This window comes from Sporosarcina sp. NCCP-2222 (assembly GCF_023168145.1).
GTDB lineage: Bacteria > Bacillota > Bacilli > Bacillales_A > Planococcaceae > Sporosarcina.
In genome coordinates, this window is record NZ_BQYK01000001.1 from 150,456 (window position 1) to 163,797 (window position 13,342).

21 protein-coding genes are annotated in these 13,342 nt (G+C 42.9%); 1 reads left to right on the plus strand and 20 read right to left on the minus strand.

What is annotated here, in order from left to right; translation table 11 throughout:
* Positions 1–26: 26 nt before the first annotated feature.
* From comGF to NCCP2222_RS00855, 8 genes are all read right to left on the minus strand, one after another.
* A complete protein-coding gene (gene comGF / locus NCCP2222_RS00820; protein ID WP_248508719.1) occupies positions 27–470 on the minus strand; it encodes a competence type IV pilus minor pilin ComGF in 444 nt (147 codons plus the stop codon).
* Positions 455–754, minus strand: coding sequence for a hypothetical protein (locus NCCP2222_RS00825; protein WP_248508721.1), 300 nt, complete (start codon positions 752–754; stop codon positions 455–457). The genes comGF and NCCP2222_RS00825 overlap by 16 nt, the downstream gene beginning before the upstream one ends.
* Positions 744–1,181, minus strand: coding sequence for a type II secretion system protein (locus NCCP2222_RS00830; RefSeq protein ID WP_248508723.1), 438 nt, complete (start codon positions 1,179–1,181; stop codon positions 744–746). The genes NCCP2222_RS00825 and NCCP2222_RS00830 overlap by 11 nt, the downstream gene beginning before the upstream one ends.
* Positions 1,171–1,470 carry a competence type IV pilus major pilin ComGC gene (comGC, locus tag NCCP2222_RS00835; RefSeq protein WP_248508725.1) on the minus strand — a complete coding sequence of 100 codons (300 nt, stop codon included), beginning with the start codon at positions 1,468–1,470 and terminating at the stop codon, positions 1,171–1,173. Before comGC ends, NCCP2222_RS00830 begins: the two co-directional genes overlap by 11 nt.
* A gap of 274 nt (positions 1,471–1,744) precedes the next feature.
* Positions 1,745–1,981 carry a DUF3006 domain-containing protein gene (locus NCCP2222_RS00840; RefSeq protein WP_248508727.1) on the minus strand — a complete coding sequence of 79 codons (237 nt, stop codon included), beginning with the start codon at positions 1,979–1,981 and terminating at the stop codon, positions 1,745–1,747.
* Positions 1,981–3,027, minus strand: coding sequence for an MBL fold metallo-hydrolase (locus NCCP2222_RS00845; protein WP_248508729.1), 1,047 nt, complete (start codon positions 3,025–3,027; stop codon positions 1,981–1,983). Before NCCP2222_RS00845 ends, NCCP2222_RS00840 begins: the two co-directional genes overlap by 1 nt.
* Positions 3,028–3,109: 82 nt before the next feature.
* On the minus strand, positions 3,110–3,454 hold the full coding sequence (locus NCCP2222_RS00850; protein ID WP_248508730.1) for a YolD-like family protein: 345 nt from the start codon (positions 3,452–3,454) through the stop codon (positions 3,110–3,112).
* Positions 3,454–3,675 (minus strand): transcriptional regulator, encoded by a 222-nt coding sequence (locus tag NCCP2222_RS00855; RefSeq protein WP_248508731.1) that lies wholly within the window; start codon positions 3,673–3,675, stop codon positions 3,454–3,456. The genes NCCP2222_RS00850 and NCCP2222_RS00855 overlap by 1 nt, the downstream gene beginning before the upstream one ends.
* A 216-nt stretch (positions 3,676–3,891) precedes the next feature.
* Here NCCP2222_RS00855 and NCCP2222_RS00860 point away from each other — a divergent pair, with 216 nt between their 5' ends.
* Positions 3,892–4,419 (plus strand): GNAT family N-acetyltransferase, encoded by a 528-nt coding sequence (locus tag NCCP2222_RS00860; RefSeq protein WP_248508732.1) that lies wholly within the window; start codon positions 3,892–3,894, stop codon positions 4,417–4,419.
* Positions 4,420–4,531: 112 nt separating this feature from the next.
* Here NCCP2222_RS00860 and NCCP2222_RS00865 read toward each other — a convergent pair whose 3' ends face one another.
* The 12 genes from NCCP2222_RS00865 to NCCP2222_RS00915 all read right to left on the minus strand — a co-directional run bounded on the left by NCCP2222_RS00865 (position 4,532) and on the right by NCCP2222_RS00915 (position 13,242).
* The gene (locus NCCP2222_RS00865) at positions 4,532–5,269 is read right to left on the minus strand and encodes a peptidoglycan recognition protein family protein (RefSeq protein ID WP_248508733.1); all 738 of its coding nucleotides are present in this window, start codon (positions 5,267–5,269) and stop codon (positions 4,532–4,534) included.
* Position 5,270: 1 nt separating this feature from the next.
* Positions 5,271–5,666, minus strand: a complete 396-nt coding sequence (locus NCCP2222_RS00870) for a phage holin family protein (protein WP_248508734.1) — start codon at positions 5,664–5,666, stop codon at positions 5,271–5,273.
* Positions 5,667–5,727: 61 nt separating this feature from the next.
* On the minus strand, positions 5,728–5,904 hold the full coding sequence (locus tag NCCP2222_RS00875; protein WP_248508738.1) for a hypothetical protein: 177 nt from the start codon (positions 5,902–5,904) through the stop codon (positions 5,728–5,730).
* 421 nt (positions 5,905–6,325) lie between these two features.
* Positions 6,326–6,460 carry a CD1375 family protein gene (locus tag NCCP2222_RS20695; RefSeq protein WP_282570622.1) on the minus strand — a complete coding sequence of 45 codons (135 nt, stop codon included), beginning with the start codon at positions 6,458–6,460 and terminating at the stop codon, positions 6,326–6,328.
* The gene (locus NCCP2222_RS00880; RefSeq protein WP_248508739.1) at positions 6,460–6,645 is read right to left on the minus strand and encodes a hypothetical protein; all 186 of its coding nucleotides are present in this window, start codon (positions 6,643–6,645) and stop codon (positions 6,460–6,462) included. Before NCCP2222_RS00880 ends, NCCP2222_RS20695 begins: the two co-directional genes overlap by 1 nt.
* Positions 6,642–8,888, minus strand: coding sequence for a hypothetical protein (locus tag NCCP2222_RS00885; protein ID WP_248508740.1), 2,247 nt, complete (start codon positions 8,886–8,888; stop codon positions 6,642–6,644). The genes NCCP2222_RS00880 and NCCP2222_RS00885 overlap by 4 nt, the downstream gene beginning before the upstream one ends.
* Before the next feature lies 1 nt (position 8,889).
* On the minus strand, positions 8,890–9,558 hold the full coding sequence (locus NCCP2222_RS00890; RefSeq protein ID WP_248508741.1) for a hypothetical protein: 669 nt from the start codon (positions 9,556–9,558) through the stop codon (positions 8,890–8,892).
* On the minus strand, positions 9,551–9,859 hold the full coding sequence (locus NCCP2222_RS00895) for a hypothetical protein (protein WP_248508742.1): 309 nt from the start codon (positions 9,857–9,859) through the stop codon (positions 9,551–9,553). The genes NCCP2222_RS00890 and NCCP2222_RS00895 overlap by 8 nt, the downstream gene beginning before the upstream one ends.
* Complete coding sequence (locus NCCP2222_RS00900) at positions 9,856–11,337, minus strand: putative phage tail protein (RefSeq protein WP_282570623.1); 1,482 nt, start codon at positions 11,335–11,337, stop codon at positions 9,856–9,858. The genes NCCP2222_RS00895 and NCCP2222_RS00900 overlap by 4 nt, the downstream gene beginning before the upstream one ends.
* 29 nt (positions 11,338–11,366) lie before the next feature.
* Complete coding sequence (locus NCCP2222_RS00905; RefSeq protein ID WP_248508743.1) at positions 11,367–12,464, minus strand: baseplate J/gp47 family protein; 1,098 nt, start codon at positions 12,462–12,464, stop codon at positions 11,367–11,369.
* Positions 12,442–12,915 carry a DUF2634 domain-containing protein gene (locus NCCP2222_RS00910; protein ID WP_248508744.1) on the minus strand — a complete coding sequence of 158 codons (474 nt, stop codon included), beginning with the start codon at positions 12,913–12,915 and terminating at the stop codon, positions 12,442–12,444. Before NCCP2222_RS00910 ends, NCCP2222_RS00905 begins: the two co-directional genes overlap by 23 nt.
* Positions 12,916–13,242, minus strand: coding sequence for a hypothetical protein (locus NCCP2222_RS00915; protein ID WP_248508745.1), 327 nt, complete (start codon positions 13,240–13,242; stop codon positions 12,916–12,918). It lies immediately after the preceding gene.
* Between the last annotated feature and the right edge of the window lie 100 nt (positions 13,243–13,342).

The window sequence follows — 13,342 nt, forward strand, 5'->3', positions numbered from 1 at the left end:
ATGCAGCCGCGAACAGGGAGCCTTTCTCATTCCGGAAATAGCCCAATCGCAAATCTCCTTTCCTTTATTTTTTCATCCAACGTAACAATCGTCAACCGGACCATCTCCTCTTCAAGGCTAAATTGGAGGGAACGAATGTTGGTGAAAAGCGGGATATGGCCTTGGAAGTCTACTGTTCTACGGATGACCGTCCCGCTTAGGCTAATCGTTTGCACGCCTCTTTCGTTTACATACATCAAAGCCTGACCGTCAGCAGACAAACTGATTGATTCAACGTGAGCGAGCGATGTTTGCAGTTCCGCTGTGAAAAGTTCCCATTCCGTCGACGCAGCAGTCCCATAATGCTGCTCAATCGTCTGCTTCCAATAAAAGAACAGGACGAGCAAATGCAAAAAAGTGAATGCTATGATCAATTGAAATAAAGAATCCAATAAGGTATAACCCGATTCCCTCTTTAGGAGCCGTAACATGAGATGATATCCTCACCCTTACTCAAATAGCTGACACATATAGACGTGCCATGGATGCTCCACTCAAAAGGCGTTTTTTCTACTTCCTCAACTCCCGACAATGTGCCATAGGCAGAATGGATGATTGCTCCCTGGAATGCCGTCCTGGCCGCCAGCATGGATTTCTTCTTCTCCCCTAATTCCACCGTCATGTTCGTTGCGAACGGCAGCAGTGACCCGAAGATGATTGTTGTTAGAAGCAGAACAAGCAACGCTTCCGGCCAAGAATATCCTTTATCGTTCATATAATATGATCCTCCCATACTGTAATTGGAAGCGCAGCTCAACCGTTCGCTTCGACAAATTCAATGTTATCGTTCCCGTCTCCCGAATTTGCCCATTCCCATTGAATTCAAGACGCCGCATGGCCCCCGTACTGCTAATGCGCATGCCAGGGGGAAAATCGATCCGATCCATCTCCCCTTCGATGTTGGATGAGATAATGTAAGTGGCACCATTATTTTTCAAAGTCAATTCAGTCGGATATCCACTCGCCAAGGAATGCGCCTGCATCTTATAAACCGAGGCAATGAACGCCTGCAGAGCCTCTTCCTCGGCCCGGCCAGACAACCACTTTTCACTAAAAGGAAGGGCGAGCACCGTCAGAATACCGACGATGCTCAGCACCAGCAGAAGTTCCAAAAAAGTGAAGCCCGCTTCCTTACTCTGCATCTGCATCCCCTGCGTGTCCGGGCAGAGGATCTGGCTTTACTTCGCCTTCAGAAGAAATGTTCAATTTCCTGCCGTCCGGGCATTGGAGGTCTCCGGTTACATACCCTTGTTCCTTCAAGGAGTCCAAGGTTGGAAACTCCTTCTTGTCCATCTTATAGGCTTGTACTTGTCCCTGTACCATTTTGACATACGCATCGCATCCTTTTTCATCGATGGAACGCGAGTGTTTCGTAACGTTTGGAAGGGCGATAAGCACTAAAACAGAGATGATTAATAGAACGATCATCATTTAAAACACCTTTTTCCGTCATTTTCAGACCATCAAATTTCATTTCCAAAGAGCTGACTTACGCGGTTTGAAGATTGATTTATTTGCTGTGCCTTTCAGTGGAATTCCGTTTCTGTGATTTTCTATGTGGTTGACCTCTAAAAAAATCACGACTGATTCATTAAAATTGTGATTCCTGAATAAAAAACCACATTGCAAAAAAACTTTCTATAATATAACCGTGTATTGTAGATAAGAAAACAGCCGCCTACTCACTCGAGTCTGCGGCTGTTTGTTATTTGTTTTTATTTCTGAGCTTCTCCATAAGACTATTGACTTTAGTTTTCATTTCTTTCGTTTCCTGATCTAGCACTTCAATAATTATATCGTCTTCAATCAATACGATGTCCCCTTCTGTTAGAGAGCCATTATATTTATTAACAGGAATTAATAGTTGTTTCTCTTCTTCCGGGGATTCTACAAACACATAAACCGATTCTTCAATACGATCAAGCGTATATTTTTTTGTCATTACTCGCACGCCCACCCGTCTTTATCGCGATCCATTTTAGACTGATATGCTGGATGTCCAATTTCAACTCCACCTGGATACACCTTTCTAAGTTCCGTACAATTTTTAAAGTTTGTTTGAAGCACCGGAGCTGGTGAAGGTTTTGTCACAGGTTTAGGTGCTGGCTTTGCCGGCTTAGGAGATACAGGCTTAGCAGCTGGCTTTGTACAACTATTGGAGACAGATTTTTTCACTCCATCAGTAGTTACAGTAATATCACAGTCAACTGCGGTTTTATATGTTTTTGCACCAACTTTTTTCAAACGAGCTTCAATTGCAGCGTGGGGATGACCATAACTGTTATTTCTGCCGTAGGACAAGATCCCAATACTTGGTTTAACATTGCTTATAAACCTTGCTGAACTACTTGTATTTGAACCATGATGCCCCATTTTCAAAACGTCTGCAGTGATATTATCATACGAATCCATAAGATAATTCTCGATTTCTACGCTTGCATCAGCCATTAACATGAAATCCACTTTTTTATATCCGGTTCTAATAACAATAGAAGCATCATTGCTATCTTTCGCTAATGGATCTACATATAGTACTTGCAGATAAAAATCAGAAGTGAAGTCTCCTAATAAGATTTCGGCTTTTTCCGGTTCGACATAGTTAATATTTTTATTGTCGACTAACGTTAACAATTCAAAATATGTTTGAGTAGTATGCTCTCTACCGCTGTTAACAAAGTTTGTAACAGTTAACTTGTTTAAGACTTCTATCAGGCCGCCGATGTGATCAGCATCCGGATGTGTCGCTACTACATAATCAATTTTTTTAACACCTTTTGATTTCAGGAAGTCTACAACATGTTTACCTGCCGATTTAGGACCACCATCTACAAGAATATTTTTGCCGTCAGGTGCTTGGATTAGTATAGAATCTCCTTGGCCGACATTAATAAAATGAACTTTCATTTCCTTGGGAGCAGCATCTGTTGATACTGGAACCAATCCGACTACCAATGCAATGGCTAGTAAATATAAAAAAAGTCTTTTCAAATCCTTACCTCCTATACCTATTTGACTACAATCATAGTATGGAAAGGATTGGATGTCCACAAGATTAAGATATATGAAATAGTTAATCCACTGACTGGACTGATATAATCTCTTCAATGGAAATATTCACATCCCCAAATGGATCAGCCAGAATGATTGCTTGATTATGTATGTCAATTTGCTCTACTATACCACGGTGAGGAATAATTCGGCCGTCTTTCCAAGTATGGATTCGCGCTTGGCACTTACGTTTGAATGCCAGTTCGAGTTCCTCTTGCAAAGCTGCTAGATCCCATTCATTCAACTCCGGCCGTTCTTTACGACCGTCCTCTGCCTGCCAGTCACGCAATTGAGCAATGTGTTCCGGCAACATCATAGCAGTCCATTTTATGTTTCCGCGGTCCCTAATATCTCCTTTTATCTTCATTAAATTGCCCTTCTCTCTCTGTCGATTACAGGAACCAGTGCAAGAACACTCTCTATGGAGAACGTTCGCTTAGATTTTCTCAAATAACAATACGCTCGAAACGACACCTCTCCTACTTGTAGTACTTTTATTCGCCGCCTGCTGATCGTTCCATCCGCTGCCATATACATCATATACAGTTCCTCGCCATATCTTACCGATTTATCTAATGTTTTACGCACACTTGTTCCCTCCTTGCAACCATTATAGGGAATGTTTGTTCGTATGTAAATGGAAATAATACCCAATCTGTTGAAGGACAGACTGTTCCGTTATATGTAGCTGATGACTTAACCGCTGTTGCATCAAAGATAATTAAAAATAAACACAATTATTAAAGGTGTAACCGAACTATTTGTTGAACTTATATTTAAAGCAATAAGGAGGATACGGATTTTATGAGAATAAGAAAAGCAGTTATAAGTGATGTGAAGGGCATAGCAAAAGTTCATGTCGATAGTTGGAAAACAACATACAAAGACATTATCCCAGATGACTTTTTGAACAAGCTTTCATATGAACAAAGGACAAAATTGTGGACTCAAAATGTGATAAGGAAAGATAATTATATTACTGTAGCAGAAAATGCTGATGGGGAGATTGTTGGTTTTGCAGATTGTTGGAAAAGAGAGACCAATTCTGTTCCTTTTTCTAGCGACATAACGTCTATTTACTTACTTGATCACTATCAAGGAAAAGGTATTGGTAAGAGATTACTAAAACAGCTTTTTATTCATTTCAAGCAATTGGGGATAAAAAATGCATATGTAGATGTTCTTGAAGAGAATAACACACGTTATTTTTATGAGCATTATGGAGCTACGTTGCATAGAACAAAACAAATAAAAATTGGTGGAGTGGTATTAAATGAGTTGACTTACGAATGGTGTGATGTTGATTGTGTTTTATCAATGCTAGAAAAGTGAATTAGTAAAAATAATTAGTTAAAAAAGGCGCTACACCAAAGACATAGCGCCTTTTACAGTCATCTTTCGATGTGGGTTCATCTTATTAAATTAAATGCAGTGCATCAAATTATTACTTATTAGCTCTAATTAGGGCGCCAATAGCAAGGGCAGCTACATCCCCATTTTCTGCTTTACCCTCTTCGAAATTTTTAATCCAATTTGCAGAGTACCCTGCTTCGACTGCGGCTTTCACTGCAATTTCGCGCTGCGCCTTGCTACCGAGAAAAGTTTCCCATTCCTTTTTTAGTGTACCACTAGAGAATTTCAATTCGTTATCCTCCTTTTTCACATCAACCAAAAACTTCTTCCATAGCTTTTCATCCGATACAAAAGGTGCCGGGCATCTCTTGCCAGTAATATCGTAATGACGATAGATCGGCAGCACGCCGAATTGCTTCTGCAGCTTTTGAATGACCAGGATTGTCCGTGCTATCGTATCTGGATGAATCGTACCGTCTTTCTCCATACACATCTCAATGCCAATCGTGTTGAGGTTAGCATTACCTCCTGGATAATACCCAGCTGTCGCTTTCAGTGAAGGAATTAATGGACCTTCTTTACGCTCATTGGCATGGAAAGCGACTTCTGTGAGCGGAATGATTTCTAGTGACTTGGTTCGATCCACAAAAATATGAGCTGATGCATAACGCCCTTTCAGATTGTTAAAATAGGAAAAATGATTTTCTGCTGAACCTCCATGATTTGCCGTGTAATGCAGAACGAATGCTTTAACGGGAAGCAGCTTATAGCCTGGCCGGCTAAATTTATTCTTAGCAATATGCTTCGTTTCATAGTTAAGGGCAACCACCTCACTTCCCACCTTTCTTGGCTAAGAAAGCCTTAAAGAAATCAATAAACGGATCCATCGTCTTGTCATCTTCGGCCAGTTTAAAATGGTTTAGAATCGAATTGATCTCACTGGCCAAATATCCAATGTACAGGACATACAATGCACTAATACCCAATGGGTCTGGCATTAGCAGAGCAACAGGGATTGAATAAACAAGCAAAATAAATAAAAGCAACTTACGGGCAATACCGTAAATCGCTTTTGCGCTTGAAAACTTCATTTTCGGATTCAGCTTGGCATTGAGCCAGCCAATTGTAAAATCAATGATATTCGCTCCCATGATCAGTGCTAGAATGTAAATCAACTTTGTATTATCCGTCTCCAAAAACCTCGATAGCCATTCAATCATTTGCATATATCTCACCCTTCATCTAATTTGGTAAATAAAAAGAACGCCCCGAAGGACGTCTGCATAATTAAATATTTTCTCGTAATGTCTGTTTATCTTTCTCAGATAGAGGACTCGTTTGTACCTTCTTTAGTAGCCTCTCTTGAAACTCATGGTATGTGACCAAGCCATTATCAATTAATATATCTCTAATCACCTGAATCGATAATTGTGACTTCGTTGTCGCTAAATCTTTTTTGTCCACAGTTCTCCTCCTCCTCTATCTCCATCATTCGACATAGAAGTAGGAAAACCTTTTGTTTATCTGAACATTTTAAACTCCGCATCAAGAAAACGCCCAGCTATTAGCTGGACGTTCTTCTACGGGTTAATTACCTGATGGACCAAATCTCGCTTTGTAATTTGGGATACTAATTTGTCTCGGTTGTTTCTTAGTTGTTCCAGATTATCCTTCACTTGATTTCTCTGAAATTCTCCTATTCCTGAATACAATAGAGTTTTATGCTCAGAAATGCGAGCCGTTATTTCATTGTAAGTTGCAAGTACTTCATCGTCGGCTAATACATCGTATGACATACCAATAATCACCTCCTTTTCTCCCTTTATATTAGATAATAATTAAGAGAAAACAACTGATAATTGGTTTAACGATGTCGTACGATGTTTTACTTCTCCGCTTCGACCTGTTCCGCCATGTACTCGGCAACAGGAACCTGATATCTCTCAGGCAAGCTCTCAATCTCCCGTGATCCAGCCTTAACCAACAATGCGTAAACAGGAATCATGTAAGGATATACCATTACTTAGCACCCCCTTTCAATGCTTCGATTTCCGTGGCCAACTGCTCGATTTGCTCCTGCTGGCCTGCAATGGCTTCCGAAAACATCAGCGTTTCTGGTTCAACCTCCACCACATCGGGGAAAGCCGGCTCCAAAGGGCCATGCGTCCCATCTGTCAATCTACGTCTTACTAATTGTCCGCTCATTGTGTCAACGCTCCCGTCAATTTGATGATTGGCTTGTCGCCTGTCCACGTCAGTTTGATGACGATGTTTTCAGCAGGCATGGCGTTTCGGAACGTGAAGAAGTCTTCCGTTAATCCGGTGCCGTCCGGTGCCGTTGTATCAAGAGTAAGTGGAACAAACTTCTCTTGTTCGGCCCCATTTGTCATGCTGATCTCCACGGTGACTTCTTGTGCCAAGTCCCGCAAAATCCACATTAAAACGCCATGAGCTGTACCGGCAGGAGGGTAAATTTTATACCGCTGCGTGGTCTTAGCCAATGGCGTTAGATTTGCGATTCTTGGAATCTGTATAGTTCTCGACACTTTAAAATCATGTGTATCAATAGCTTCAACAACAATAGTGTTCATGCCAAATTTGAGTTTCGACAACGGTACGTCAAATGTGAAAGGTCCAGCTGGGCCGCTATGAATTTGAACGGCAGTACCTTCATTGATACGGTATTGAACTCTCACATCGTTTCCATCCGGATCCGCTGACATTCCTTTAATAGTAACCTTGTCGCTATCAATGAGGCCGGATGCTTCTGTGATCGGGTCGATGGACACTACAGGGGGTCGGTTAGGAACGACAAAAAACGTTCGAGTCTCGACCGCTGATTTTCCACCTTGGTTGTCTTCCGCCCACACTTCCAAAGTATACGGCGTGCCCTCTTTGAGAGTTTCTGTGATGGCCGTGTCGCCTCGATGCAATTTACCAGATTTGAAGGTTAGCGTTTCCTTGTATGGGATGGCCGTTCCGTCAGATAGCTTCGTTTCAATCCCCCTTGCAACTCCGCCTATTAACTTGTAATAGACAATGAGCACATCCCCAATGTCAGGCTCCAGAGCAGATCCATCAATGATAAATGAATCGTTTTCATAGAGCGTTTTGTTGTTATCAGTATAAAGAGTAATTGTCGGGATTTTATTGTGCTGAACAGTATACACATCGGAGTAAATGTAATCCGAATAGACGCTGCTCGTATTCTTGGCCCGGACCCTGAATTCGACTGTTTTGAGGCTCTTGTCCTCTGTCACTGTAAAGGCACGTGTTAAACCGTTGGTATGCGTTCCTACGTCTGCCCATGGATTTTCGTTGTAACGATATTGGACTTCATATGTGCTGATTGATGGAGCAGTCGATGCGCCAAATGTAAGGGTTAGGGCTTGCTTCGGCTCCAAGATGGCGCCGGCTTCTGGTACTGTAAAGGGTGCCGGTGGCGCAATTGATGCGTTTACACGGCTACCGCGCACATACCAATATCCATCTGAGTATCTTCCATTGCCCGGATAAGCCCCATCATCAGCTACAATGCCTGATTGAACTAAAGTACCGGCTGAAAAACTTTGGTTTAATGTCGCACCGGACTTAGTGGATCGATCAGCCTCCGATTCGTGGAGTTTACCGTTTTTAGTTGCAACAATTCTATTCAACGTAGACCCATTTACCATGTACCCGATGTTTCCGGATGCAATAACTTTGCCATACCATGATGTGCCCGCGTTGGCGTATTGTCCTGTTGCTTTATCAAAAGTATACGAAGACCAGTAGTCGTGCCAATAATATATATCTCTGTCTTGTACCACCCACGATGGTTCGCTGTAAGTATTAGTAACTTTTGTAGTGTACTTGTTGTAATAATACTTAGGTTTCGCAACCGTATAAGCCACACTCTCTGTATATGGCGATTCCAACGCCCCGGCATCCACTGCCTTAACACGCATTTTTAGCGAGGTTGCTGTCGGAATTACATAGGTGAAACTAGGAACTGTAGACTCTCCGACCTTCGCGAATGCTCCACCGTTAATAGATGCCTCCCAAATGTATTTTGAAAGGTTGCCCTCTGCATCGGATGATGCGCCAACCGCGAATACTTTGGAATCACCGATTTCTAAATCACCAGTCGGTTGTGTGAATGCTCCTGGCTTGGATGGTGCGGTATTTATCGCCTCCTGCTCAACAGTTACCTCGAACGGTCCCGCTGATGATATAGGTAGCGCCCCACCACCTAGCGCATAAATTGTGGCTAATGTTACGCCATAAGCTTTTATTGTGATTCTAATACGATGCGTGTCCAGGTTACGAACAGACCCGATATTATATATGCTAGGATACATACCACCGAAACTTATCTGGAAATTGTAGATATCATATTTCGTTACGGTTACACTCGTATACTGTCTTGCCTCCCCAACCGTCCACTTACCTATATATTCATATGCCATGTTATATCACCTCCACCGGACCGATAGAAGAAGTACCCCACTTACCGGAGCTAACCTTTCCATCAATAATTTGTGTCGTGCTTCGGGCAACCTTCGCCCCTTTTACATATGCTTTTTTCAGAGCTTCGACTGTAATAGAATTGGAACCAACTGCTGTAATCATAACGTCCTCGCTGTTTGTGCCGTCGAATACCGTTACCTGTGTAAACGGTAATAACCCGGTCACGTTATCGACTGGCAAGGAAGTAGCTCCGATTGAAACGGCTGTCGTGATAGTAGCTGATGTATTTATACGCTGCAGCTTAACCGGATCGCCATCAAACGGATCCGCAAACGTACCGGAGTTGCCCGGGGCCTTACCGTCAATCTCTGCATTAATTTCCAGACGTAGCATGCGATTTTCATGACTGTCCAGTCGCTTATGGGCCATTTCGATTCCCTGCTCTTGGTAATTTTCACGAGCAGCTGAATGCGTTGTCCCCTCCTGGGAATACTTCGGTTTTGGAATCGGCTTGTTCGTGAATGGATCCAGAATGTAACGTCCTAGGTGATCCTTCAGATACTTGATGTTTCCGTCCTCATCCTTCTCGTAAACGATGTTTCCTTGCTCGTCCATTTCGATGATTGTATCTAGCCATTTCTGAGGCACGTATACATATGGTTCAGCCACCGACAACACCCTCCTTTATCTCAATGGCAAGGAAGAAGGTAATCATGATGCCATGCTCCCCCTTATTAATCGCCATGTTCTTTTCCTGTATGGACCGGCCATGCATATCAATCAGCCGCGCCTTCGTCACATTGCCTTTGTCCGTATCCAGATAGACAAATTTTTTTAATTGATTCCCTTCGATGTAGGATGATTCATGAATGGGAAAATCTCGTTCAACCCCATCTATCGTGACCTTGGCACCGACGATAAGCCGGTCCCAAAATTTCAGTGTTTCTTCTTCGAGTAGCGACAGTGTCATACAATCGCCTCCTTGTCGTTAATGACATATTTAAAATTGCGGATGGCCGGCGTGATCCGCTGATCGGTAGTCGTGAGTACTTGCCGAATGTATAGCTGCTTGCCGACTAATGATGAGTATTTTTTCAACGGCAAAGAACCACCGTTTGTTAGCTTCGACCAGTTCACTTTGTCAAAGCTATATTCAACGATGGCTGATGTTCCTGGGGGCGTTTCTTCCGTCCAGGTGAATTTGCTGTTGAGGTAGGTGCCGGATTTATATAGATCGATTTCCAAGAGCTTGATGGTTTCTGGATGGTACCAGACAATGCCGTCTTGGGGGGCTGGTTGCCATTGCGTTGAACTACTACCCTTTTCGAATTTTATGTCTGCTATATATATATCGAATGGTGATGTATATGAGCCACCAATCATAAAGTTGAATCGCCCTTTTGATGTGTCATCGACACTACGAAACGTATATGAAATTTCTTTCGGCTCCGTTGATATGGGGGTTATGATTGTCCCTATCTGTGGATTGTTGTTTCCACCGCCCGCTTGGTGTATCAAAAAATTCACCGATGGACCCGTGACTGCATATGCCAGAAAACTAATAGTATACTCAGTATTTGGCTCGAATGAGTTTATTACTTGTGAGACACCCCTAAAAGACCCTACTCCACTTGACGTCAATCTTACCCACTTTTTACCTAGCTTCCCGTCCACAACTCCACGGTTGACTGTATCCCCTCCCCAGTTAGCCCAGTAAACCAAATCTGAGTGAAAGCCGCTATTAAGCAACAAATTCCGATTCTCCCACAAATCCACCCGCTCAAGCCTCAAATCCTCCGCTTTGCCCTCCAACCGCACAAACGGCTCATCCCGTGCCACAAACGTCCCCGTCACCGGATAAGGGACGGGATTGGCGTAGGTTTTGGATTCGGCTGCCGCTGTTGCTTTGGATGCGATGCCGTTGATTGGGGCCGTGCGGAATGTGCCGGTGACTGGGTATGGGACGTTGAAGGTGTATTGTTTGGTCTTGATTATCCCTGTTACTCTTTCAGCCAAAATAGATATCATATAAGCAAGATGGGCAGGCTTAGCCTCTTCCACGTCTCGATGGATATCTGCAGTTATGATGACATTCTCTGAAGGAATTTCTATTGTGAATGAATATTCGCCCCGGTCTTCAATTACCTTGGCATTTCGATTTTGCACATGGACATTAACAATCTGCTCCATCCGGTTTCTGGTTATCGGGAAATATTTATTGAGTTCAAAAAGAACCTTCTGGATACGCTCAGCATCTGAAAGGTTCTTATTTGTCTTTATTCCCAACATGCTTTCCCAATAGCCAACTGTCCAAGTAGCATGCTGAGGATACATTTCATGTTTGAGATTTTTTATAACTTTTGTTATCTCATCCATCACACGCCCATTCGCTTCAAATACAGCAAGAGCAAGCTCGTCTTTATCATAAACCGGGGTCACAGACTCCAACATGGCCCGTCCTGTTTCCGTAGTTATATTCATGTTGCAATGACCTCCCCAACAACCGCACGCTCTCCTATGCCTAATTCGATGTTTTGAACCGAGCCGTTTAAAAGAAGTCCACTATGATCCGTTATTCCTTCCGTTCCTACAAGAACAGCGACAACTTCGGTCCATTTAACAACCGACTTATCAGCGAAGTAATTATTCAAAACCGTCTTGATGTTTTCAATTACACCTAACAAATCATATCCCTCTGACAAGGTTACAGATACGCTCAAATTAATTGGGACAGTTGTTATAGTATCAACGGTCACTAATGCACCGATTGGCGCAAGGCCACCACCTTGATCACCATCGGGTGCGATATGCTCTTGAACTGCAGCAATAAGTTCTGGCGTTGCCAATTGACGGTTATTATCAGTGATTAGTACTTTCACTGTCTTTGGCCCAGCCCAAAGAGGTATGACAATAACATCCCCAACACCAGGTACTTCCTTTGCCCATTTCTCATAATCTCGTTTCGCACCACTTAAAGGCTTGTTTCGATGCCTATCCAAAATTCTTTCTCGGAAAGAATCATCATCTTCTTCATCCGCTCCTCCTTCTATGGGCAAGACGTTAGTAAGGGCAGAAAGACCAGAAATTGATTTTGCAACTCCTTGAATTGATCCTGCCGGAATGTTTCCAGAAGAACCCGGCTCAACAGCCTTGACTTGTAATGTTATTGAGCCCGTATCATTAACGACCCCACTTTGAACAACTTCAAACAACAAACTATCTTCGTTATCATCACCGATTGTTGTAACGATCGTTCCAATTGGAATGGTGGTTCCTATCGCTCCTTCAAAGGTAACTTCCCCTGTAGCAGATACGGCCGGCCTTCTATAAACGCCAACAGGATCACCGTGCAAATCAAGAAATGGCCCCACGGCAAACTGCGGGAATTTCATCATCAATGTCAAAGAAAGTTCATACCCAACCAGTTTATCCTTAATACGAGCAGTCGGACGAGTGTGATCCCAATACATTCCTCCTTCTGCTGTATCAATATTTTCTGGCGCCCACCGTATCATTTTCTGATGGGTTTCCTCTTCTGTTTCTTGTAAAAACTCAGGCAGCACGAATTCTTCCACTCAATTCACCGCCCCTTCTAATTTCTACGTAATCAGTACCGTACACGCTTTCTAAATCAAAATGAATCCAACAGGAATCACCTTCCCATTCAAAGGAGAAACCACCTACCGAGACTGTTCTTTCATCAACCATGAGCGCTTCTGTGATGGTTCGTTTAATTTCGCTCTCAGCGATCGGCCTAGGATAATCAGCTGCCATGATTCGCTCGAATTCAACCCCAAAATCATCTGTATACGAAACATATTTGTAACGCTCTGTCAGACAACATTTGACCGCCCAAAACCTGTATGCATCAATAGGACCGCCTTTCACTGCCTTGCCGGTTCCTGTAACAACCAGACGTTCTTGGTCGTAATCAAATTTATAGGCATACACATCTTGAAGTGTTTCCACTTCCTCGTCTGCCATTAAATCCGGTGCATCAAACGATGGATAAAGTTGATTTACCATTTACATCACCTGCCCTACAACCACAAATGTATGACCGTCTTCAATCGGAATACATAGGACGCGATCTCCTGGACGTAAAAGGAGCTCCAAGCGATAGTCCTCCACGAACGTATCATATTCCTCGTCTGGTTGCTGAAACATGTTGACGATTGGCTCCAATACCTCATATTCCGTTTCCGGTATTGGTCTGCTAAATCCATCGACATGCAAATTTAAATTACTATCCAATGTACCGAGTACGGGATATCGGATGGCTTCATTCGTGGCTTTTTCAGATGTTCCTGCCATAAGCCCAGCCAGTTCAGTAACAAATGAATATTTCGCCATCTTATCTCCCCCTTAACTTCAAAGTCATCATTCGTGTCTGTGTATTTCTAGACACACTTTCTACAATACAATCACCATTAATGGTGCCAGAATTTATTTT